We start from the raw sequence: 24,610 nt of genomic DNA on the forward strand, positions 1-24,610 counted from the left end.
TTCAGTTCACCCCTAGCTTCTGCAAAAATCCCAATAAAATGGCTATTGCATTCGTTTTAACATGGATAAAATCTTTGACTCCGGCTTCACTTAGTGTAATTTCCAATTCTTCTTGCTGCTTGCCAGCCATATAAATATTGATTTCCGGGAATTGCTTTTTGATTTCTTTAATGGTGATTGGCGCTAATTCCGAGTAGTCACCATCACTGCCGCAAACACAATAAACAGGGAGCTTGGTGGCAGCTACGTAATCAACTGCGTCCTTAATGGTTTGACACCCATTACTACCGAGTGTTTCAATACCTCCTGCTGCAGCCAGACTTTTAACGAAATCTGCACGGGGTTTATAGGATTTAAGATTTTTCAAGTTAATTAAACCAATCGTTGGAGCCGTTCCACTTATTTCTTTATACGTTTCACTGCGTTGTCTTATCTGTTCGAACTGAATGGATACCCGATTCCTGGCAATTGGCGTAATGCCAACCGGTTTCTCGACTTTCATATATGACACTTGGTTATCCTGTGTCGGAGTTTTAATCTTATCCGCTGGATTCGGATATACATTCGTTCCGATGATGCTTTCTTTTCTGAAAGCCGTATTTTGAACTCTACCTTGGTAAACTTCAGCTATTTCTTTCTGCAGGGTGCCTTGCTTAATTAGCTCTAAAATCCCCCCTGCTTCATCGATTTCAAGGAAGTTCGCCCAAGCCTTTTCAGCCAATTCATCCGTTAATTGCTCAACATACCATGAACCGCCAGCAGGATCGACCACTGTCGTGATATTTGTTTCTTCTTTTAATATCAGGTGAGTGTTGCGGGCGATTCTTTCTGAAAAATCATCAGCTTCACCAGTTGCGTGAGTAAATGGATGAATTTGAAGGTATTGAATGCCTCCAATAGCTGCAGCGAAAGCTTGGTTTGTGGTCCGAAGAATATTGACGTGCTGATCATATAGCGTTTCTGTCAATTCGGAAGTAACAGCATGTATGGCCATTTTAAAATGGTCCTGAGCTGTATCGAAGGCTTCAGCAAGACCTGCCCAAAGCCTCCTGGCAGCCCTCAGTTTAGCGATGGACATGAAGTAATTGGAATCCACTGCAAACGAAAATACTATTCTTTCGGATACTGAAGAAATAGAAAGCCCTTGTTTTTGCCCTTCCAATAGATATTGGACGGCTGCGGATAATCCGTACGCTATTTCTTGAACGGCATTAGCCCCTCCATTATGATAAACTGCCGTATTAATCAAAACTGTCTTTAAATCCCGGCCTATCTTCTGATAATCTTGGATTGTCTTCATCCAGTCTGCAAAATAGTTATCCGTATCTTCTGGCAGCTGTCCGCCAATGAGCCATTCTGCAATGGGATCTTCTGCAACTACACCTGTCAATTGGGCATTTTGCGATTCGGCAATAGCTTTGAATTGCGGGAATAATCCTTTTTGTTTCCCCTTAAGGTCAATGAAAATCGGGATTTCCTTTAAAGGGATATCCTTAAACAACTTTTCAGCCCTTGCCCCCTCAGCAAGCAATCGTGCAGGGTATGCCACAACATTTTGACCGCGCTTGAATGACGCCTTCATCTTTTCATTTGCCTCTTCTGCCGTGATACCGCTTACAGGTTGAACGACAAGCCAAGGTTTTTCATAATAACCCATTGGGGACGTTCCTCGGGTAAAAGGGAAGAATCCTGGCAATTCAGATACTTTTACTGTCGAATCCGCCTTTTCTGTATAGAGCGGATATAACGTGATGCCCTCATATGTATTCGTTTTTAACATTTCTATACTTTTTCCTTTTAAACTGGCTTCCGCTGCTTCTTTCCACTCTTCAAAAGAAGGCCTAGGAAAGGTTATGTTTTTCACATCTTTCAGTTCCATCTGTATTCGCTTTCTTATCGTCTGCCGCCTCAAATGCTTGGTCCATTCCACTGGAGAACGAACGCTCAGTCGGTTTAGATAAGAAAACCACCCTCCCATCAATTTGATCTGGATTATACTAACATTCTATCATAATTTTCTTGAAATTTATGTTAATAGAAATTAGCAAAGCTGCTGTAAGGGAAAACAAAAGCCTATTTTTTCTATTTAAAATGAAGTACAGCCCCTTATCTGTATTAGAACAGCTCTAATTAAAATAATAGCAAAAATAAAATTTTTGTCGATGTTTTTCTACTGAAAAATAAAGTGCAAAAAAAAAAGGAAGGAACCTAATGGCCTTCCTTTTTCTTCACTTTAGTATATGGAAGTGTTGTCTTTGGAAATCTTTTCGATGATTTCTTTAACCCTTGCGAGGAAACGTCCGCATACCAGTCCATCCAAAACACGATGATCAAGTGATAAACAGAGATTCACCATATCCCGAACTGCAATCATGTCATTTATGACCACTGGACGTTTTACGATCGTTTCAACTTGTAAAATGGCAGCCTGTGGATAATTGATGATTCCCATGGACTGGACTGAACCGAATGAGCCAGTGTTATTGACAGTGAACGTGCCACCTTGCATATCCTCTGCTTTTAACTTACCCGCCTTCACTTTGGATGCGAGTTCCTGTATCTCCCTTGCTATACCTTTGATTGATTTTTCATCTGCATTTTTTATGACAGGTACAAATAAGGCATCTTCAGTTGCAACGGCTATAGAAATATTGATTTCTTTCTTTTGTATGATTTTATCGCCAGCCCACATCGAATTGAGCTCTGGAAATTCCGTAAGGGCTTGAGCAATCGCTTTTACAAAAAAGGCAAAGTAAGTTAAATTATAGCCTTCTTTTTGTTTAAAGCCTGACTTGAGATTATCACGCAACTTCACCATATTGCTTGCGTCGACTTCCACCATCGTCCATGCATGCGGAATTTCGTGCTTACTTTTTAACATATTGGATGCAATTGCCTTACGGATACCCGTAACAGGTATTTCCTTGTCACCAATAGCAGTCGGCACGTTAGTAGTCACTGCACTAGTTTGACGATTAATTGGAGGCGTGTTCTCTTCATGAGCCGAATCGGATATCGCGGAAGGTTCATCCGCCTTAGGAAGAGTACCGGATTCAACAAGTTTCAATAGGTCTTTACGGGTGATCCGTCCCTCATTCCCCGTTCCTTTCACTTTTGAAAGGTCGATCCCATGCTCCTGGGAAAGTTTTAACACGGCAGGTGAAAAGCGAGCTTTCCTTGATGGTTCACCTGCTTGCTGCACATTTTTTGTAACAGGTGCAGCAACATTTTCCTCGCTACGAGAAACAGCTTGGCCTGCGTTGTCGTTATCCGTCTTTGCCGCTTCAACTTCAATCGAGCAAATGACTTCCCCGACTGCCAACGTTTGATTCTCTTCCGCTTTCAATTCCTTGATGATGCCGGTGAAGGAAGAAGGAACCTCAGCATTTACTTTATCCGTCATCACTTCAGCTAGCGGATCATATTTCGTGACATGATCCCCAGGCTTTACAAGCCATTTACTGATGGTTCCCTCTGTGACACTTTCGCCTAGTTGAGGCATCTTCATTAATTCCATTGCCATAAATCGTTCCTCCTTCTTAACAGTCATTAATACTCGGCCAATTCCCTCATCGCTTTTTCCACTTTATCAGGGTTCACCATAAAATGTTTTTCCATCGTAGGCGCATATGGCATGGCAGGTACATCAGGTCCGGCCAATCGTTTTATAGGGGCATCCAAATCAAAAAGGCAATTCTCGGCAATGATGGCTGCGACCTCACTCATAATGCTTCCTTCTTTATTATCCTCCGTAACCAGTAAAACTTTCCCTGTTTTGGAAGCTGCTTCTATGATAGCATCCTTATCTAAAGGGTAGACGGTGCGAAGGTCAAGAACATGTGCAGAGATTCCATCTGCAGCTAATTTTTCTGCTGCCTGAAGAGCAAAATGCACGCAAAGGCCATAGGATATGACAGTAATGTCTTCCCCTTCCCTTTTCACATCCGCCTTACCGATTGGAAGTACATAATCTTCAGTGGGTACCTCACCCTTAATCAAGCGGTATGCGCGTTTATGTTCAAAGAAAAGAACTGGATCTTCATCACGAATGGCAGCTTTAAGCAACCCCTTGACATCATATGGAGTGGAAGGCATCACAATTTTCAAGCCCGGCTGATTAGCAAAAATCGCTTCAACCGATTGCGAATGATAAAGAGCTCCATGAATCCCTCCTCCATAAGGAGCACGGATTACCATAGGACAGCTCCAGTCATTATTAGAACGGTATCTAATTTTAGCTGCCTCTGAAACAATTTGGTTAATGGCAGGCATGATGAAATCAGCAAATTGCATTTCAGCTATTGGCCGAAGCCCGTACATGGCGGCTCCAATTCCCACTCCAGCAATTGCAGATTCAGCGAGCGGTGTATCGATGACCCTGGCTTCACCGAATTGGTCGTATAAACCGTTAGTGGCTTTAAAGACCCCACCTTTTTTTCCAACATCCTCTCCCAATACGAATACACGGGAATCACGTTCCATCTCTTCCCTCATTGCCATTGTCACGGCATCTATATAAGAAATCACTGGCATTCTATTACCCCCTTACTTTTGTGCATACACATGATTCATAGCACTTTCAGCCTTCGGATATGGAGCATTTTCAGCATAATCAGTTGCTTCGTTGACTATCTTCATGACTTCATCATTCATTTGTTTCTCAAGATCATCATCCATGATTCCCGCTTCTTTTAAATACGCTCCAAATGTAATTATGGAATCCTTCGTTTTGGCTTCGGCCACTTCGTCCGCTGTCCGGTAGCTTCGGTCATCATCATCACTTGAATGAGGAGTGAGCCTATATGAGACGGTTTCTACAAGGGTAGGCCCCTCTCCCCTTCGTGCACGGTCAGCCGCTTCTTTCACTGCTGCATACACTTCCAATGGATCATTGCCATCCACCGTTATTCCAGGCATCCCATAGCCAATCGCCCTGTCGGAAACATTCTCACATGATAGTTGTTTCGAAATAGGAACGGAAATCGCATATTTATTATTTTCACACATGAAAATGACCGGCAGCTTATGTACACCTGCAAAGTTGGCCCCTTCATGAAAATCGCCCTGATTGGATGAACCTTCACCAAACGTAACGAATGTTACTAAATCCTTGCTTTCCATCTTCCCAGCAAGGGCAATTCCAACTGCATGCGGGACCTGTGTCGTTACAGGTGATGAACCAGTGACGATCCTATTTTTCTTTTGACCGAAATGGCCAGGCATTTGGCGTCCGCCTGAATTGGGATCTTCCTCTTTCGCAAAACCTGAAAGCATCAAGTCTTTTGCTGTCATTCCGAAGGTAAGTACCACACCTACATCCCGATAATAAGGAAGTACATAATCCTTTTGCCGATCCAGCGCAAACGCTGCCCCAACCTGCGCAGCTTCTTGCCCCTGGCAGGAAATCACGAAGGGAATTTTCCCGGAACGGTTTAAAAGCCACATACGCTCATCAATCCTGCGGGACAAAAGCATTGTCCGGTACATATCTAAAACCGTTTCCTCATTTAAGCCTAATTGTTCATGACGTTTTTCTACCATCATAAAACCTCCTGACCTTATTCTTTATGAATGAATGGCAAGTCCATCGACAGCAAGCGCCGCCTCTCCGATTGCTTCAGAAAGACTTGGGTGTGGATGAATTGTCTTGGCTACCTCCCAAGGTGTCGCATCAAGCACTTTTGCAAGTCCCGCTTCTGAAATCATATCCGTAACATGTGGACCGATCATATGAACGCCCAGTATATCATCCGTTTTCTTATCTGCAATGATTTTGACAAAACCATCAGCTTCCCCGAAAACCAGGGCCTTACCAACTGCACGGAATGGGAATTTTCCAATTTTAAGCTCATAGCCTTCCTTTTTTGCCTGTTCTTCCGTCAAACCGATACTTGCCGCTTCAGGGCTTGAATACACACATTTTGAAATGAGCGAATAATCCAAGCGTTCCGGTTTTTGGCCTGCCATATGTTCAACGGCAGTAATACCTTCATGGGAGGCAACGTGAGCCAATTGCAGACCGCCGATACAATCACCGATCGCATAGATATGCGTTTCCTTCGTTTGGAAGAAGTCATTGGTTTCAATAAAACCTTTTTCTTTCACAATCTCTGTATTTTCAAGGCCGATTCCTTCAACATTTGCTGCTCTGCCTACGGATACCAGCATTTTTTCAGCTGTGAATTCCTCAACCGATCCTTTTACTTCAGCAGAAATGGATACTGAAACATCCGTTTTCAGGGTTTCAGGCAATACCTTGGCTCCTGTAATGAATTTGACGCCCTTTTTAGTTAGGAGACGAAGCATTTCACTGGAAATATCCTGGTCTTCAGTCGGGATGATCCTATCCGCATATTCCAGTACGGTTACTTCCACACCAAAATCATTCAGCATCGAAGCCCACTCAATGCCGATAACCCCACCGCCTACAATAATCATTGATTTCGGCAGGCTCTCAAGCTTTAGCGCTTCATCCGATGTAAGCACCAATTCCCCGTCAATTGTTAAACCGGGCAGTGTTTTCGGACGCGAACCGGTAGCAATGATGATATTCTGAGGAATGAGCATTTCATTTTCACTGCCATTATTCATTTCCACTGAAATTGTCCCAGGCATCGGTGAAAATATAGATGGACCAAGTATACGTCCTAAACCTTCATAAACCGTTATCTTCCCTTGTTTCATCAAGTGCTGAACACCTTTATAGAGTTGATCGACGACTTTATTCTTTCTTTCTTGTACCTTAAGGAAATCCACCTTTACATCCCCGGTTACAATACCGAATTCCTCACTTTTCACTGCAGTCTGATAAACTTCTGCACTCCTTAAAAGTGCTTTTGAAGGGATACAGCCTTTATGTAGACACGTTCCGCCGAGCTTGCCTTTCTCCACGACAGCCGTTTTCAATCCTAATTGAGCAGCCCTTATTGCTGCCACATACCCGCCTGTTCCTCCTCCGAGGATAACGAGGTCAAATTCTTCAGCCAAAACCACTCCTCCTCACAAATACACACTATTGTCACCGTTATTACTTGTCCTATGTTTCATTACATTATCCATGTTGAAATTCCTGTGTTTATATTTAAAAAAACACAGGAATCCATATCTTGTCAACTATATTCATTTTCTTCCATTCAAGATATGTTTTTCATTTTGCAAGAATTGACTTCTTGAATTCCGCATACGAGCAATGCGCTCCTCTGCCATCCTGTCCGCTGCTTTATAAGTTGGTATTTGATCGCGTTTGGCAATCTCCATGACTCGTTCAATCGTATCATAAACCATTTCCACTTTCTTAAGGGCTCTTTCTCGATTATACCCTAAAAGTTCATCAGCCACGTTTATGACACCACCTGCATTAATTACATAATCAGGAGCATATATAATGCCTTTTTCATGAATTTGATCACCATGAACAGGATCCTTCAATTGATTATTGGCTGCACCTGCAATGACTTTCGCCTTAATTTGATTAATTGTTTGATCATTAATGACGGCACCTAATGCACAAGGAGCATAGATATCACATTCAACCCCATAAATTTCATCAGTATTCACTGCAGTCGCCCCAAAGGATTCAACCGCACGTGCCACGCTTTCTTTATTGATATCGGTAACGATCAGCTTAGCGCCCTCCTCATGAAGGTGACGGCATAAGTTATAAGCTACATTCCCGACGCCTTGGACTGCAACAACCTTGCCTTCTAATGAATCAGTGCCGAATGCTTCTTTTGCAGCAGCTTTCATACCGCGGTATACCCCATATGCAGTTACAGGCGAAGGGTTACCTGAAGAACCGAATGCAGGGGAAATCCCAGTGACAAAATCCGTTTCCTCGTGGATGAGATCCATATCTTCAACCGTGGTCCCTACATCTTCAGCAGTTATATAACGCCCATTCAGCCCTTGGATATACCTTCCGAATGCACGGAACATTTCTTCATTTTTATCCTTGCGAGGATCGCCGATGATGACGGTTTTTCCCCCGCCTAAATTCAAGCCGGCCGCTGCGTTTTTATATGTCATTCCTTTCGAAAGCCTTAAAGCATCTTCTATGGCATCTTCTTCGGAAGCGTACGTCCACATCCTTGTGCCACCAAGTGCTGGTCCTAATGTCGTATCATGAATGGCAATAATCGCTTTCAAACCCGATTGTTTATCCTGACAGAATAGCAGTTGTTCGTAATCATACTTCTCAAGATATTTAAAAATTTCCATACAGGAATCCTCCCTAGATGTTTTAATAAATGTCAGATATGAGGACACTGAAACACTCCTCATTCTTACTGGTCACTACGTTCATTTTAAATAAAAACCGCTAATCACATGATATTTTCCCCATTGGGAATGGTTCCCTTGAAAAATCCATGCACCTTTAAATATGCAAATAACATGCCAATAAATTAAATAATGAGAGCCTTTTCACCCAAAAAAAGGAGATGCTGGTTAATATATTGAGCAACTATAGCCTATAACAAATTCAAAAAAATTTCATGTTGGAAGTGAACTCTCGCTTAAATTAAAATAAATCAGAAAATTCTGCGCAGTTTTTTTCATACTATGCAATTGCTTGCATGCAAATATTTTCACAGTTTTAATTTTTCCATTTTATAATATAGATTTCTAACTGAAATACCCAACGCTTTTGCCGTAAGTGTTTTATTTCCCTTGTGGGTATCGAACGCTTGCTGAATGATTTCGGCTTCATACTGGTCTATTATCTCCGAGAGCGGTTTACCCGATACGTAGCCAGAAGGCTCCATTAAGAGTTTCTCCTGTTTTAATGGAATCTCTTCGATAAAATCAGGAATATGCTGTATATCAATGATTGTCTCGTTCAATTTCATGAAAATGATTGCCCGTCCCAAGATATTTTCCAGTTCCCTTACATTCCCTGGCCAGTTATAGATTTGCATCTTATGTATAGCTGCTTCAGTAATCCCCTCTATGCTCCGTCCATACTCCTGATTGATTTTATGAATCAAATGCTCCGCCAATTCTCTCAAATCTTCTTTTCGTTTTCGTAAAGGAGCAATGAAAATAGGCATGCGGTTCAGTCTGAAATATAAGTCTTCCCTGAATGATCCGTTTGCAATGGCGTGTTCAAGATTGATATTCGTGGCGGCTATGACACGGACATTGATGGAAATCGGCTTTGTCCCCCCCACTCTGATGATTTCCCGTTCTTGTAAAACCCGAAGTAATTTAGCTTGGATGTTAGCTGGTAATTCACCAATTTCATCTAAAAAGATGCTTCCTTGATTTGCCTCTTCAAAAAAACCGACCTTTCCGCCCCTGCTTGCCCCTGTAAACGCTCCCTCATCATAACCGAACAGTTCACTTTCGAGTAATGATTCCGAGATGGCCGCACAGTTTACACGAACGAATTTATTGAATTTCCTATCACTCGCATTATGGATGGCGTGGGCAAATAACTCTTTGCCGGTCCCTGATTCCCCTCTTAATAAGACGGTAGCCGGTGTCCTTGCCGATAATTTCGCCTGTTCGATGGGAAGCTTCATCTCTTCGGAAGCCCCTATTATATCATCAAAGGAATATTTAGCCTGCAATGTCCGGATAATCTGTCTTGCCCGATTCAATTCGTGAGTCAAGGTTTGAATTTCCGATACATCATGAATGACGCCAACGCTACCTTTCAGGCACCCATCCACAATGATTGGAGCAACATTAACAATCACTTCCTTATGTTTTGGGCCGACACGCATATTGACACCCCGAACAGGCTTTTTTGTCTGAAGCACTTTCATATGCATGCTATCACCTTCGTAAATATCGATGGAAGCCGGCTTACCAATCACTTGGTCCTTGGTTAAGCCAGTGATTCTTGTATATGCCGGATTGATCAAAAGTCCCCTCCCTTGATCGTCCACGACCGAGATGGCTTCATCACTGGATTGGATGATTGCCTGGAGCATCGTCTGTATCTCTTTTAAATCAGTGATCTGCTCCGCCAATTGTACAGCTTCCGTTTTATTCCTAAACACGGAAAAAGCCCCTATGATTTCCTTATCGGCATTCACCAGAGGAATCCTTGTCGTTATGAGCTCCATTCCATTAGTAAGGGTAATCTCCTGATTCACTTCTTTTTGGTTCGTTTCCATCACTCGTAGTAATCCAGTTGAAGGAACGAAATCTTTGATATGTTTGCCTATCACGTCCTCGTGCTTTGTGTCAGATGCTCGTTCCGCACTATCATTGAACATGATGATGAATCCATCATGATCAATCACCACCATTCCTTCACTGGTCGTATTAAGGATCAAGTCCATTTTTGCCGAGGTATTTTCCAATTTATTTATTAAACGATTTTTCTCTTCAAACAACTTTGTCATAATGAGGGCGACACTTCCAGGAATGAGTATCGTTTGATCGCTCATATCCCGTTTTATCTTATTATAGACAGTCGGGTCTCCAGTGGTATCAAAAATGATATCCAAATCCCCATCCAATCCCTCGCTCCAATCAGTCACTGTAGGAATCCTTCTTTCTTTTGCAGCAAGCATCCCTTCAGCGGATTCATTCGTATCAGCCATACAAACAATTGAGAATACTTCACTTTCCGAGAGGAGTTTCAACACCGTTGTCCCCCCCACTCCTCCCCCTACTATCATGACTTTTTGCATGAGCCATCCCCCTTAAGATATAATTACCCCTATTATTAGATATATCTCTGCAATTTTCTTCATACTTCACACCTCATTTTACCATATTGGCATCCTTTAAAAACAGCCTCTAACTTCCAGTCATTTTCTAGTTTCCCGAAACTTGACAAATATTTTATATCCTTTATCATTTTTAAAAGACGGAATTTTCGGAAGGGATTTGACCGCATGAAACGTTTAATCGCTTTTTTGATTCTTTTTATACCCGGGGCCTTTGCTGCCTATGGCATTAAAATAATGAGGGACATGGTGTTCGGTATTTTACAGCCTCCCTATCCAGTCCTTTGGCTGCAATTTTTAATCGGACTGCTTATTACGATTGGCGGAATAGCCTTTATCGCAGGCTTCGTCCTTCATCGAGATCGAAAACAAAATAAGGTCCAAAGCAGGTTCAATAAATTTTAAACGTAAAAAGAAGGTGCCATGTATAATTGGGCACCTTTTCTTTATCTTGATTTAAGTCCTTCTCTGACCCGTACGGCTGCCTCAGGAAAATCGGTTATGATGCCACTGCACCTCAATTTGAATAATCGCTTCATATCGGCTTCCTTATTAATGGTATAGGGCCGTACAGGAACACCCATGCTCAACGATGCTTGAATTAGTGCATCAGGGGCAGACCTGATATTTGGATGGATTGCGCTCCCGCCTATTGCCTTGGCATATATCCATGGCATGTATAGACCATCCCTATAAAGTGGTGCCGTTTCCAGTTCAGGTGCCAATTGATGACAATTAACCAAACTATAATGATTGAAAGAAGAAAGGATTATCCTTTCCTTCATTTCGTAGGCACGAATGAGCCTTATGACTTTCTCTTCTAAGCCTGGATACAGAAAAAGCATGTTTTTCAATTCAATATTACAAAAAAGCTGGTTATCGTTAAGCCATATAAATAGTTCTTCTAGCGTCGGAATTTTTTCTTTACCCAATTTACCCTTAAAGCTTGAGGACGCATTAAGAGTTTTCAACTCCATCAAGGTCCGGTCTTTTACATACCCTGAGGCATTCGTGGTCCGATCGAGCTTTTCATCGTGAATGATGACCACTTCTCCATCTTTCGAGAGTTGGACATCCGTTTCAATACCGTCCGCCCCAACACGGGCAGCTTCTTTGAACGCCGACATCGTATTTTCCGGATGTGTTCCTGCAGAGCCTCGATGTGCAAAGATTAAGGTCATGATGAAACGCCGCCTCTCCCAAAAATTGTTATAACCCAATTTTATGAACAGAAACGATAAATTATTTTCATCTTCTTTAATCGAAATAGAGGTGATTATTTTCTTCGTAGAAGGTTTTCTAAAATATCCCCCATAATAACTGAAAAGTTCCCTTTAAGGTAGTTATCCGAACAATTGAGTTTTACACTTGCGGACATTTATCAGCAGCTATTGTTTGACATTCTCCAGCATGATTTGCGGAAAATTCAATAGGATGGGGGTGGGATTAAATTGAAGAATGGAAAAGCCTTTTAAAAAACGGTAAAATACCATTTCAATATCCACTTCTAATGCAAAATGCTCATTTTTTCATAAATCATTTATTTACCCCTTATTCACTATATATACCTATAAATATCCATAATGCCAAAATCCGTTTAAAAAATTAGTGATTCAGATAATTAGTGTCGCTTTTTCACGCAAACAAAAACGCCTTTTATTTATTGGATTTCCTGCAAATCCAATAAATAAAAGGCGTTTAATTTTTTTAACCGGCAGCGTAAAAAAATTGAAGTTGCTGATTAGAAAAAATCACAAAGCAACTTCTTCCTGTCCATACCACCAGACGGAGAGTTCCTATTTATATTTAGTGGCTCTAGCCTTTATTTGGTCAATTGTTATCCTGAATCCGAACACCGGTGTCCCCTACTGTCAAGAAGCTTTATGTTCGAGACGAAGCTTATCGGCAACCATGGCAATGAATTCGGAATTTGTAGGTTTTGCCTTAGTCATGCTGACAGTATAACCGAAAAGAGATGAAATGGATTCTATATTGCCACGGCTCCAAGCCACTTCAATCGCATGTCGGATGGCTCTTTCAACACGGCTGGCCGTAGTATTGTATTTTTTTGCGATATCCGGATATAAAACTTTCGTGATCGAACCCAATAGTTCAATATCATTATATACCATGGATATGGCTTCCCTTAAATACAAATAGCCCTTGATATGTGCAGGCACTCCAATTTCGTGAATGATGCTTGTGATGCTGGCATCGAGGTTTTTCGGCTTGGCTTCATTTTGGGGACGATAGCTAAACTGACTATGATTTTTTAAAACCGACTGCCCTTTACCGCTTACCTGACGAATGTGATTGGCCAGATTTTCCATATCAAAAGGTTTCAGGATAAAGTAAGACGCGCCCAAATCAACAGCTTTTTTCGTTACATCTTCTTGACCAAAGGCAGTAAGCATAATGACATTAGGCATAGCACCCCGTTTTACTTCACGAAGTTTTTCAAGTACACCTAATCCATCTAAATGAGGCATGATAATATCGAGAATCAATATATCCGGATCAACACTTTCAAGCATACCCAGGCAATCTTGACCGTTATGTGCCACCCCAATTACTTCCATGTCTTCCTGTGCTGAAATGTATTCTTCCAGAAGGCCAACAAGTTCTCTATTATCGTCTACAACGCACACCTTAATTTTTTTCACGCTTGATTTCCTCCTCAACTACAATTGGTCTTTTTTTCTATATGACTAAATTCTATTGTAATTGAACTTTTCGACAATGGAAACTAAATTCCTTTTATTTTTGAAAAAATATAAGGAATTCAATATTATTCTCCGGATATCTCTTGTTTTCGACTTCGTTTGCTATTCGAATAAACCGATTGTCGAAAAATCTTCATTTCGTTATCATTTTATCACAACGTTTCAAAAAAACCTCTATTTTTTGAAGAAATCATATTTAATTACCATCCATGACCTGGGCTAATCAATTAAAAAGGGGCATCCAAAAGGATACCCGGTTTCTTTAGCTTGCCTTTTCATAATTATCTTTGTCGTATATATTTATACCGGCTTCGTTTAACATCCATTCGATATGGACTCCATACCCACTTGTAGGATCATTAACAAATACATGGGTGACTGCACCGATTAATTTCCCATTTTGTATGATAGGACTGCCGCTCATACCCTGAACGATCCCGCCCGTTTTTTGAAGCAGTTCTTTATCCGTCACTTTTAAGACCATTCCTTTAATCGCAGGAAACTTCTGTGGTATGGAACTGACGATTTCCACATCGAATTCCTCCACTTTAGAACCATCCACCACAGTCAGTATTTTTGCTGGTCCTTCCTTTACCTCATGGGAAAGGGTGATCGGGAGAGCCTTGTCATTAATCCCATTTTTAAAATCTTGATTTAATTTCCCAAAAATCCCAAAGGGACTATTGCGATTGATATTTCCTATTTTTTCTTTGTTGGAAGAAAAGCGTGCCAATTTTTCTCCAGGATCACCATTGCTTCCCTTTTCAATGGACGTGACCGTGGATTGAACAATCTGTCCATCCTTTACAACAATCGGCTTTTTGGTATCCATATCGGAAATGACATGTCCCAATGCTCCATATTTTTTCGAATCCGGGTGATAAAATGTCATCGTTCCGATGCCAGCTGCTGAATCACGGATATACAAACCCAATTTGTAAGTTCCTTCATTCTTATCTTTTAGAGGTAAAAGGGTGCTATGAAGCACTTCATTATCACGGTTTATGACTAGATTCAACGCCTCACCCTTTTCACCTGCCTGCTGAACAAAAGGGGTTACATCCCCCATCTTCTTTATCGTCTGACCATTGATTTCTGTAATAATATCACCGATTTCAATTTTCGCTTTTTCTCCTGGTGATTTTTTCCCCTGCGCAGTATCAATAAGATGATGACCTACTACGAGCACTCCGAGAGTATTTAGCTTCACTCCAATGGATTGGCCTCCAGGCATGACTTTAAAGTCTTTCAACACCCTAATGTCGACCTTTTTGGCGGGCAAGCCTGCTACATCCAGCAACACTTCATTCGTACCTGGTTTCTCAGCACCAAGCGTAATTGAAGCTTGCTCATCATGAAGCGAAATCCCATCACTGAATCCCGAAGCTTTTGCAGAAACAGGCAATGATTTGGAAATACTATATTGACTTCCTTCAAATAGTACAAGATGATTTGGAATTAAAAAATATTCACGAGATGGCTGGTATAACCCTAATGTTAATAGCGAAACAAGGAGAATTCCACCGATGATCCTGTTTATCCATACAAATTTCAACCCATTCACTCTCCTCGCTCTCTGAAACTTTATGGCTACACCTTTAATTTAGCCCTCAAGACAGTCATTTATAACAGATGCACAAAATAAAAGCTATCCGTTTTTGGATAGCTTTACAATGAATGCTTATGATAAGTTTAAATTATCTACTTTACCTGTCCATCAAGATGTGATTTTCAACCTTTTTGCCAGCTGGATTAATTCATTGGCATGCTGCTTCGTCAAATCCGTAATCTCGACTCCAGAAATCATCCTGCCAATTTCTTTTATCTTTTCCGTTTCAATTAAAGGCTTTACCGAGGTATTCGTGCGTCCGGCCCTTACATTTTTCGCTATGAATAAGTGAGTATCCGCCATAGCTGCCACTTGTGGTAAATGGGATATACACAGTACTTGAGATCCCGTTGCCACTTTATAGATCTTTTCAGCGATGGATTGTGCAACCCGTCCGCTCACACCGGTGTCCACTTCATCAAATATAATGGACGTTATGCCTTGGTGCTTGGAGAAAATGCTTTTCAAAGCCAGCATGATCCTCGAGAGTTCTCCACCTGATGCGATTTTAGATAGAGGTTTTAACGGTTCACCTGGATTTGTGGAAATATAAAATTCCATCGAATCCAGCCCCGACTGATTAATGCCCCTATCTGACAACTCATCGAAAGTATAAGCCGTTTGAAGGAAATGTGGTTCAAAAATGGTCTTTTCCATGTATAAATCTTTTAATTCCTGATGGATCTTTTTGGTTAACTGCTGAGCGAATGTCTGACGAAGTTCAGACAGATTCTTTGCTTCAACAATTAAATCGGCCTTGATGGATTTCATTTCCTTTTCAAGCTTCGCTATATGCGTTTCCCTATTTTGCAGCTTTTCGACTTCCTCTTCTATGCCTGCACCATATTCCAGGATTTCCTCGATGGTCCGCCCGTATTTACGTTTTAATTGATTTATTTCATTAAGGCGGCTTTCAATGAATTCGACACGCTCTGTATCATAGTCCAAAGAGTCTAATTGATCCCGGATGTTTGACACGGCCTCTTCAAGCAGGAAGTAACTATTCGAAACGGTTTCGGAGCTGTTTTTTAAACCTTCATCAAGACCTGCGGCTTCTTCCAGGTTATTCATGGCTACGGAAAGCCAATCAATTGCATGCTGCTCTCCATTTAAAGCATTATAACTGGTTTGCAGCGCTTCATGAATTTTTTCGAAATTATTAATTTTCTTTCGCTCTTCCATTAATTCTTCATCTTCACGTAGTTTCAAATCAGCTTTTTGAATTTCATCGAATTGAAATTGGATCAAATCAAGACGGTGGACCATTTGCTGTTCATTTTGGCTCAAACCATTCAATTGTTTTGAAGCGGTTTCATAACGTTTATAGAGCTTTTGGTATTCCGTGAGTGCAGAGGCGATTTTTTCACCGCCGAATTGATCCAGCAGAGGAAGATGGAGTCGTTCATCCATTAATTCCTGATGTTCATGCTGACCATGAATATCTATCAATGTCCTTCCTATCTCGCGTAAAATGGCAATCGTTACAAGTTTTCCATTTACTCTGCAAACGCTTTTGCCGCTCTGTGAAATATCCCTTCGAAGAATGGCCATCCCATCATTCATATCCAGTCCAAATTCTTCTGCTTTGGCAAATACCGGGTGTTTTTCATCTTCAATTTGAAATAATCCCTCTATTTCGGCCTTGGACTCACCATGCCGAATGAATTCTGCCGAACCACGTCCCCCAACCAAAAGATGAACGGCATCTATAATGATTGATTTCCCTGCCCCTGTTTCTCCGGTCAAGACAGTCAAGCCTTTCTCAAATGAAACGGACAGGCTTTCTATGATCGCAAAATTCCTAATCGATAGTTCTGTTAACAAACTAGGTCACCTCACAAAATTATTAGAGCATGTCCAAGAATTTGCCGGAAATGATCTTTGCATCTTCCTCAGAACGGCAGATAATTAAACAAGTATCATCGCCGCCAATCGTCCCGAGTATCTCTTGCCAATTCAAATTATCAATCAATGCACAAATTGCCTGGGCATTACCCGGGAGCATCTTCATAACCAGTAAATTATTGGCTGCGTCAATACGTACAAATGCATCAACCAGGATTCTCTTTAATTTTTGAAGTGGATTGAAACGTTGGTCGGCTGGCAGGCTGTATTTATACCTTCCATCCGTTAAAGGGACCTTAACTAGGTGAAGCTCTTTAATATCCCTTGAAACAGTTGCTTGAGTTACATTGTATCCAGCTAATTTCAGTTCTTCAACCAGCTCATCCTGGGTTTCAATATCGTTATTAGTAATAATGTCCCTTATTTTTATATGTCGTTGTCCTTTATTCATAAGTAGTAGCACCTCTTCTCATCTGTTGCTCATTTTAATGGCAATCGATATCATACTTTGGAAGCTCCCAATATGGGATTGCTTCGGTATCATCCGTACGTGCAAATAGGCCGCTCTCGAAAGTGGCTAAAATTAATGGTATCGGATTTTTATGCAATTGTACAACTTTTTCTCTAAAATGCATAACAAGTCTATTATTTATTCTTACCTATTTTATGTATCCACACTTAAATGATTCAAGTGCATTTCAACACCATTTCAAGTTAAAAAGCTCCTTTAGCCAACCATTCAGCCAAAGGAGCCGTACAAGTTCTTGCTATTCTTTTTTAAATTGCGAATGGGCTTCCCCAACGATGTCATCAACCGTTTTCGAAAGCAATATCGCTCCATCTTCCTTTGACCCTTGCCAGTATAAATGAAGTAAAAATTCAATATTTCCATCACCGCCGGTAATCGGTGAGAAGGAGGCATCCTTAATATCGTAGCCTTCCTTTTTAGCAAAAGAAATGATCTTATCCAACACTTGTTTATGGATTTTGGGATCACGAACAATCCCTTTTTTACCCACCTGATCCTTCCCAGCTTCGAATTGCGGTTTAACTAAGGCAACGACGTCGCTATTCGGAACGAGCAAGGTCTTCAGCACCGGTAAAATTAACGTTAGGGAGATGAAAGAAACATCAATGCTTGCAAAGTTAGGCATCTCCCCATCGAGATCGGCGGGTGTAACGTAACGGAAATTCGTCCGTTCCATTACTTTCACCCGTTCATCCTGCCTAAGCTTCCAGGCAAGTTGATTATATCCTACATCAAGTGCATAAGACATCGTGGCACCATTTTGCAAGGCACAATCCGTGAACCCTCCTGTTGATGATCCGATATCAAGCAGGATTTTTCCGTTCACTTGTAAATCGAATTCCTTTAAAGCCTTCTCAAGTTTAAGTCCGCCTCTTGAAACGTAAGGCATGACTTTTCCTTTAATAGTAAATTCGAGATCGACCGGTACTTTTTCCCGGGTTTTTCGTACCTCTCTTCATTCGCGTAGACAAGACCAGCCATAACCATACGCTTCGCTTTTTCTCGTGTATCTGCCAAGCCTTGTTCTACAAGTAATACATCTACTCTTTCTTTCATCACTTTCATATTGTCAGGCCCTTTTTTCTTTTTTGGGTGTTATCATTTTAATCTTTTTGATGGCTGTTTCAGTCGTTAAACCGATTTCTTCAAGAAGTTCATCGACACTGCCATGTTCAATGAAATAATCAGGTATTCCCATTCGATCTATAATTGCCCCATAAAACCCTTGGTCATGAGCATATTCTAGTACAGAACTGCCAAAACCACCTTGAAGAACCGCTTCTTCTATTGTCAAGATAGGCATTTTTTCACCAAGTAGGCTGCTTAGCATATTCTCATCCAAAGGCTTAATGAACCGGGCATTGATCACCTTAACTGAATAATCCTCTTTCTCTAGCAGTTCTGCCGCTTCAAGGGCCATTGGAATGGTGGTACCGAACGTTAAGATGGCAGCATCCGTTCCTTCTTTAAGAACTTCCCACGAACCGATTGGAATCTGCTGTAATTCAGTATCCATCACAACACCCCAACCATTCCCACGAGGGAATCGCATAGCGATTGGACCATCATTATAGCTTAAGGCTGTATTGACCATATGCTGGCCTTCGTTTTCATCTTTCGGCATCATCAACACCATATTAGGAATGTGCCGTAAGAATGCAATATCGAAAACGCCTTGATGCGTTTCACCATCGGAACCAACCAATCCGGCACGATCGATTCCTATGAATACATTCAAATTCTGTCGGCAGATATCATGGACCACCTGGTCATAAGCCCTTTGCAGGAAGGTTGAATAAATGGCCAGGAACGGTTTCATTTTTTGCGTTGCCAATCCAGCTGCAAAAGTTGCAGCATGCTGCTCGGCAATCCCTACATCATAGAAACGCTCTGGGAACTCTCGGGAAAACCCCACCAATTTCGAACCTACGGGCATTGCAGGTGTAATCGCGACAATCCGTTCATCTTCACGGGCGAGCCTGCTGACAGTATCGCTTACAAGGGCACTCCATGCAGGAGCTTTACTAGTGGATTTCACGAAATCGCCTGTCTCTATCTTGTAGGGGCCTGTCCCATGCCAATTTCCTGTTGTATCCAACTCGGCAGGTGAATAGCCTTTGCCTTTTTTCGTGATGACATGTAGCAGTACGGGTCCCTTCGTTTTCTTGGCATATCTTAAATTCTCCAGCAACTCTTCATAATTATGACCATCGACTGGTCCAAGGTATGTGAAACCGAGTTCTTCGAAAAAGATTCCTGAGACCAATAAGTACTTCATGCTATCCTTCAAGCGTTCAGCGGTAGCTGCAAGCTTACCACCGACTGCAGGAATTTTTTTCAAAAGTAACTCCAATTCATCTTTTGCCCAGTTATATTTACCTGCGGTCCGCAATCTTCCCAATATCGTGTGCAAAGCCCCCACATTAGGCGCTATCGACATTTCATTATCATTCAGGATAACGATCATGTCCTTTTTTTCATCACCGATATGATTCAATGCTTCAAGTGCCATTCCGCCTGTTAGAGCCCCGTCACCGATTACAGGCAAAATGAAACTTTTTTCACCTTTTATATCACGGGCAGCGGCCATTCCCATTGCAGCTGAAAGGGAAGTCGAACTGTGACCGGTTTCCCAAACATCATGGGGGCTTTCAATCATTTTAGGAAAGCCGCAAAGACCTTTATATTTCTTTAAGGTATTGAACTCCCCTGCTCTGCCAGTCAGGATTTTATGCACATAGGATTGGTGACCGACATCCCATAATATTTTATCATTGGGACTGTCGAATTCTTTATGCAAGGCTATAGTCAACTCGACTACACCTAAATTGGGACCGATATGCCCACCGGTCACCGATAATTTTTCCACAAGGAATTTACGTATTTCCACACTTAACTCGACTAGTTCTTCATTATTCATCTTCTTCAAAAAAGAAGGGTCTTTTATAGATAGAAGATCCAAACAGGACCACTCACTTTCTGTCATTTTCGGTTGTTAGCATAAACAAAGCCTCATAAAGAGGGCTATATGGAAGACTTGACCGAAAAATTGGTTTTAAGTTAAAAAATAGCCGCCAACACCCAGGTGATTTCGGCGGCTTAATATACCTATTTTATCACGTAACTCAATTAAAAAATCCATTTTGATTTTCGCATATTTTTGCACAATGAGTATACCATAAAACCTCAATTGATAACAAATTTAGCCACAATCAATGATTACGGTTCGCTATTAAATCGGTTAGTTCATTCAACAAACCCGTTTGTAAGGTTGTTTTTCCCAAAGCGGCATGAGCAAGTTCAATATGATGGTTCAACTTTTCCTTTGCCCCTTGAAGCGAAAGTAAAGAAGGATATGTGCTTTTATGATTTCCCTCATCACTGCCAACCGGCTTGCCGATCAACTCGACTGACCCTTCAATATCCAGAATATCATCCCGAATCTGAAAAGCAAGCCCCAGGTGGTATGCAAAGTCACGTAAATGGAGTCGCTGTTCTTCATTCGCACCGGCTAATATAGCACCGGAAAGGATGCTTGCAGTCAATAACTTCCCTGTTTTATGTTCATGGATATACTCCAATTCCTGAAGGGTCAACTGTTTATTTTCACCTTCCATATCGGCAACTTGACCTCCAACCATCCCTTCGGCACCGGCAGACTTAGCAATTTCACTTACAAGGTTCAGCTTCATTTCAGCCGTCACATCTGGATCGTTCATATCCGTCACCAATTGAAAGCTATATGTAAGGAGGGCATCACCTGCCAGTACTGCTACCGCCTCACCGAACACTTTATGGTTCGTCGGTTTTCCGCGGCGGAGATCATCATCATCCATCGCTGGAAGATCATCATGAATCAAAGAATATGTATGAATCATTTCAATGGCAGCAGCTGCAGGTATCCCCATCCTCAAGTTTTTTCCAAAGGCCTCCAGAACCGCAAAGACCAATAAAGGGCGAATCCGTTTACCGCCTGCCTCCAATGAATAGATCATGGCTTCTTTGACCACAGCAGGAGCATTAAGCTTATTGACATATTCAACGATTTCCCGTTCTATAATCGCCTTATATTCTTTAGAAAACATATCAAAGGACACCGTACCCATGTTATTCTTCCTCCTGTACAGTGAAGTTTTCGAGTTCCCCATCTTCGCGCAAAATTTGAGTCAACTGATCTTCAACCGCCTTAAGCTTTGAATGACAAAGCCTGGATAAATCCATTCCTTGTTTATATATGGAGATGGCTTCCTCTAAGGGCACATCGCCTTCTTCCAACTGTTCTACAATTTTCTCAAGATTCTCCATTGCTTCTTCAAAAGTGGCTTCCTGTTTTTTTGTCATGGTTCTATTCGCTCCTTTATTTCTTTAATTTCACATTCAAGTGTTCCATCTTTAATGGAAACGGCTATCTTATCCCCTCTGGATACTTGCTGTGTACTTTTCACTAACGTCTCATCCTCAGCAAAAACCAATCCATAGCCCCGTTCCATGATTTTTAATGGACTGAGGGCAGACAAAGTGGCTGTAATATGAACGAACTGCTGTGATTTTTGCCGATAAATGGCTTCCATTGCCCTCCGCAATACTTTTGCATGCTGCCGCAATTCATCTTTGGAATTTTGCACCGCTTGTTCAGGATGCTGCTTTTTCAGAATATCGTTCAACTGATTCAGCTCATCCCTCTTTTTCATGAAATACCGCGTGCCGGTCCTCCCTAGCCTGTCCACCGTCTTGTCTAGCTGTTCGAGCTTCTGTTCATACATTTTATGTGGATAACGGAAAGCATAAGATCTCTCCATCCTGGTCAAACGGGTTCGTTCGAAATTCACCACTTCACGAATGGAGCGGGTCAAGCGATTCTTACGGTTCATCAGGCGTTCAAGTATTTCATTAAGGTGGGGAACCGCTAACTCTGCTGCACCAGTCGGTGTAGGAGCCCGCATATCCGCGACAAAATCAGCAATTGTAAAATCGGTTTCGTGACCGACAGCAGAAATTATCGGTATATCAGAATCATAGATTGACTCAGCCACTATCTCCTCATTAAAGGCCCATAGCTCCTCGATCGACCCGCCGCCCCTTCCGACAATGAGTACATCGCTTTCCGCCCTAGCGTTAGCCATGGAAATTGCCTTGGCAATCGATTTAGCGGCATTATTCCCTTGGACTAGTGCTGGGTAAACGATGACTCTGGCAATTGGATATCTCCGCTTGATGGTGATCAGGATATCTCTTAGTGCAGCTCCGGTCGGTGATGTTATGACTCCTACAGACTTAGGGTATTGTGGAATCTGTTTCTTATGCTCGGCTAAAAACAAACCTGCCGCCTCCAGCTTTTTCTTCAGCTGTTCATAAGCAAGATACAAATCCCCGACACCATCAGGGGCCATGCTTTTCACATAAAGCTGATACTGTCCGCCTGCCTCATATAATGAAATATCGCCCTTAACAAGTACCTTCATTCCATTTTCAGGCAGGAATTTCATCCCTTTGTTATTGGCGGCAAACATAACGGAGAGGAGTCGGGCCTTCTCGTCCTTTAGAGTAAAATACATATGTCCGCTTGTATGTTGTTTAAAATTTGAAATTTCGCCTTTTATGTATACATTTTGCAAATGGGGATCGGCATCGAACTTCCTTTTGATGTATTTCGTTAAAGCCGATACACTCAAATATTGTTGGTTGCTCATATAATGTCTCCTTCCGATGGAAATCGGATTTAAAGAAAACTCACTTATAGGTTTTACTTAAAACTCGCTTAATCTATGAATGAAAAAAAGCGGTCTCCCGTTATTATAAAACAAGAGGTCCGCTTCTTTAAAATAATTTAACGTTTTTTTAGCTTTTTAAGGCTTGCTTATTCTGTTCAAGTGTTTTTTGAGCAGATTTAACCGTATTCTTCATAAGCATCGTAATCGTCATGGGACCAACGCCTTTAGGAACAGGTGTAATGTATGAAGCCTTGGTTTTCACTTCATCAAACGCCACATCACCGCAAAGCTTCCCTTCATCATTCCTGTTCATTCCGACGTCAATGACGACAGCACCTTCTTTAATATGGTCACTCGTGATCGTGTCCCTCTTGCCGACAGCTGCCACAACGACATCAGCTTGCTTTGTATAATACGCAAGGTCCTTTGTCTTTGAATGACAGTATGTGACGGTTGCATTCGCATTTAGAAACATTTGTCCGGCCGGTTTTCCCACGATATTACTTCTTCCTACGATAACAACATGCTTACCTTCAAGGTCATAGTCGATATACTCAAGCATTACCATCACCCCGTATGGCGTACAAGGTAAATAAGCATCCTGCCCAGTCATCATCCGCCCAATATTAATGGGATGGAATCCATCTACATCCTTCTCGGGGGAAATCGCTTCAATGATCGCTTTTTCCTGAATATGTCCAGGTAACGGCAGCTGCACCAATATACCATGAATGCTGTCATCCTGGTTTAATTCATCAATGCTCTGAATTAATTCCTCCTGAGAGAGTCCCGCAGGCTTTTTAATCAATACAGAATGCATGCCCAGATCTTCACACGCCTTTTGCTTATTGCGTACATAGGTTTGCGATGCTTGGTTGTCCCCCACAAGGATTACAGCCAAACCCGGAACGATATTTTTTTCCCGTAATTGTTGAACTTCCTTACTGATTTCTTGCCTAACTGCCTCTGCAATTTCTTTACCATTAATGATTTGAGCTGACATGTGTATATTCCTCCCAAGATAATTTTGCTAAAGAAATTGCTGAGAGAATCCCCTGGTTAAAGGCTGCATCCTTAGCTGCCGCTTTTCACCTTAACTTTGGATAAAACGGCATTTACAAAGCTGCTCGATTGATCATCACCGAATTTCTTAGCAATTTCAATAGCTTCATTCATTGCAACACTTACAGGAACATCTTCACTGTGAACCATTTCATAAACCGCGATTCGCAGTAAATTCCGATCAATGTTCGCCAGTCTTTCCAACGTCCAATTCTCTAAATTGTCCCTGATCATTCCATCAAGTTGTTCACGATTTTCCGTTATCCCCATTACTAATTTCTTGAAATATTCATCAGTAGGAGCACCATCCAGTACGCTTTCCATTGCTTCTTCTGCATTCGACTTGGCAATATCTATCTGATATAGTGCTTGAAGGGATTTTTCACGGGCTACTCTTCTTTTCATAATCTTACTCCTTTAACATCTACTATTATATATGAAAACGCTAG

At 41.6% G+C, this 24,610-nt stretch carries 20 protein-coding genes and 1 pseudogene; 1 reads left to right on the top strand and 20 read right to left on the bottom strand.

Annotated features, from left to right (window positions below; translation table 11 throughout):
• Window position 1: 1 nt before the first annotated feature.
• The 7 genes from ACDZ29_RS00620 to ACDZ29_RS00650 form a co-directional block, all read right to left on the bottom strand.
• On the bottom strand, window positions 2-1,879 hold the full coding sequence (locus tag ACDZ29_RS00620) for a methylmalonyl-CoA mutase family protein (RefSeq protein ID WP_375089482.1): 1,878 nt from the start codon (window positions 1,877-1,879) through the stop codon (window positions 2-4).
• Window positions 1,880-2,233: 354 nt separating this feature from the next.
• Window positions 2,234-3,523, bottom strand: a complete 1,290-nt coding sequence (locus ACDZ29_RS00625) for a dihydrolipoamide acetyltransferase family protein (RefSeq protein ID WP_375089483.1) — start codon at window positions 3,521-3,523, stop codon at window positions 2,234-2,236.
• 26 nt (window positions 3,524-3,549) lie between these two features.
• Window positions 3,550-4,533, bottom strand: a complete 984-nt coding sequence (locus ACDZ29_RS00630; RefSeq protein ID WP_289334773.1) for an alpha-ketoacid dehydrogenase subunit beta — start codon at window positions 4,531-4,533, stop codon at window positions 3,550-3,552.
• 12 nt (window positions 4,534-4,545) lie between these two features.
• Window positions 4,546-5,541 carry a thiamine pyrophosphate-dependent dehydrogenase E1 component subunit alpha gene (locus tag ACDZ29_RS00635; protein WP_289315721.1) on the bottom strand — a complete coding sequence of 332 codons (996 nt, stop codon included), beginning with the start codon at window positions 5,539-5,541 and terminating at the stop codon, window positions 4,546-4,548.
• A gap of 24 nt (window positions 5,542-5,565) precedes the next feature.
• On the bottom strand, window positions 5,566-6,987 hold the full coding sequence (gene lpdA, locus ACDZ29_RS00640) for a dihydrolipoyl dehydrogenase (protein WP_375089485.1): 1,422 nt from the start codon (window positions 6,985-6,987) through the stop codon (window positions 5,566-5,568).
• A 132-nt stretch (window positions 6,988-7,119) separates the two neighbouring features.
• Window positions 7,120-8,217, bottom strand: a complete 1,098-nt coding sequence (bcd, locus tag ACDZ29_RS00645; protein ID WP_289315719.1) for a branched-chain amino acid dehydrogenase — start codon at window positions 8,215-8,217, stop codon at window positions 7,120-7,122.
• 368 nt (window positions 8,218-8,585) lie between these two features.
• Window positions 8,586-10,643 (bottom strand): sigma 54-interacting transcriptional regulator, encoded by a 2,058-nt coding sequence (locus ACDZ29_RS00650; protein WP_375089488.1) that lies wholly within the window; start codon window positions 10,641-10,643, stop codon window positions 8,586-8,588.
• Window positions 10,644-10,850: 207 nt separating this feature from the next.
• On the opposite strand from ACDZ29_RS00650, the gene ACDZ29_RS00655 reads away from it, so the two are divergent.
• A complete protein-coding gene (locus ACDZ29_RS00655; protein WP_101222519.1) occupies window positions 10,851-11,087 on the top strand; it encodes a DUF2627 domain-containing protein in 237 nt (78 codons plus the stop codon).
• Window positions 11,088-11,128: 41 nt separating this feature from the next.
• Here the strand turns inward: ACDZ29_RS00655 and ACDZ29_RS00660 are convergent, their stop codons facing one another.
• The 13 genes and pseudogenes from ACDZ29_RS00660 to nusB form a co-directional block, all read right to left on the bottom strand.
• Window positions 11,129-11,863: a glycerophosphodiester phosphodiesterase gene (locus ACDZ29_RS00660; RefSeq protein ID WP_375089490.1), complete on the bottom strand. Its 735-nt coding sequence runs from the start codon at window positions 11,861-11,863 to the stop codon at window positions 11,129-11,131.
• 690 nt (window positions 11,864-12,553) lie between these two features.
• A complete protein-coding gene (spo0A, locus tag ACDZ29_RS00665) occupies window positions 12,554-13,345 on the bottom strand; it encodes a sporulation transcription factor Spo0A (RefSeq protein WP_289325696.1) in 792 nt (263 codons plus the stop codon).
• Between the two features lie 322 nt (window positions 13,346-13,667).
• A complete protein-coding gene (spoIVB, locus tag ACDZ29_RS00670) occupies window positions 13,668-14,960 on the bottom strand; it encodes a SpoIVB peptidase (protein WP_289325697.1) in 1,293 nt (430 codons plus the stop codon).
• Window positions 14,961-15,122: 162 nt separating this feature from the next.
• A complete protein-coding gene (gene recN, locus ACDZ29_RS00675; RefSeq protein ID WP_289315714.1) occupies window positions 15,123-16,838 on the bottom strand; it encodes a DNA repair protein RecN in 1,716 nt (571 codons plus the stop codon).
• Window positions 16,839-16,860: 22 nt separating this feature from the next.
• Window positions 16,861-17,310 carry a transcriptional regulator AhrC/ArgR gene (gene ahrC, locus ACDZ29_RS00680; protein WP_061144401.1) on the bottom strand — a complete coding sequence of 150 codons (450 nt, stop codon included), beginning with the start codon at window positions 17,308-17,310 and terminating at the stop codon, window positions 16,861-16,863.
• 34 nt (window positions 17,311-17,344) lie between these two features.
• Window positions 17,345-17,494 carry a hypothetical protein gene (locus ACDZ29_RS00685; protein WP_375089494.1) on the bottom strand — a complete coding sequence of 50 codons (150 nt, stop codon included), beginning with the start codon at window positions 17,492-17,494 and terminating at the stop codon, window positions 17,345-17,347.
• Window positions 17,495-17,626: 132 nt separating this feature from the next.
• Window positions 17,627-18,453: pseudogene (locus ACDZ29_RS00690) on the bottom strand (TlyA family RNA methyltransferase).
• 4 nt (window positions 18,454-18,457) lie between these two features.
• Complete coding sequence (gene dxs / locus ACDZ29_RS00695) at window positions 18,458-20,350, bottom strand: 1-deoxy-D-xylulose-5-phosphate synthase (RefSeq protein ID WP_375091077.1); 1,893 nt, start codon at window positions 20,348-20,350, stop codon at window positions 18,458-18,460.
• Window positions 20,351-20,600: 250 nt separating this feature from the next.
• A complete protein-coding gene (locus tag ACDZ29_RS00700; RefSeq protein ID WP_375089496.1) occupies window positions 20,601-21,494 on the bottom strand; it encodes a polyprenyl synthetase family protein in 894 nt (297 codons plus the stop codon).
• A gap of 1 nt (window position 21,495) precedes the next feature.
• The gene (locus tag ACDZ29_RS00705; RefSeq protein ID WP_064463276.1) at window positions 21,496-21,729 is read right to left on the bottom strand and encodes an exodeoxyribonuclease VII small subunit; all 234 of its coding nucleotides are present in this window, start codon (window positions 21,727-21,729) and stop codon (window positions 21,496-21,498) included.
• Window positions 21,726-23,078, bottom strand: coding sequence for an exodeoxyribonuclease VII large subunit (gene xseA / locus ACDZ29_RS00710; protein ID WP_375089499.1), 1,353 nt, complete (start codon window positions 23,076-23,078; stop codon window positions 21,726-21,728). The genes ACDZ29_RS00705 and xseA overlap by 4 nt, the downstream gene beginning before the upstream one ends.
• Window positions 23,079-23,226: 148 nt before the next feature.
• Entirely contained in the window at window positions 23,227-24,102 is an 876-nt protein-coding gene (folD, locus tag ACDZ29_RS00715; protein ID WP_289315708.1) for a bifunctional methylenetetrahydrofolate dehydrogenase/methenyltetrahydrofolate cyclohydrolase FolD, read from the bottom strand.
• A gap of 71 nt (window positions 24,103-24,173) precedes the next feature.
• On the bottom strand, window positions 24,174-24,566 hold the full coding sequence (gene nusB, locus ACDZ29_RS00720; RefSeq protein ID WP_289315707.1) for a transcription antitermination factor NusB: 393 nt from the start codon (window positions 24,564-24,566) through the stop codon (window positions 24,174-24,176).
• Between the last annotated feature and the right edge of the window lie 44 nt (window positions 24,567-24,610).

It is taken from the genome of Peribacillus sp. RS7 (assembly GCF_041956845.1).
In the GTDB taxonomy this organism is placed as follows: Bacteria; Bacillota; Bacilli; order Bacillales; family DSM-1321; genus Peribacillus.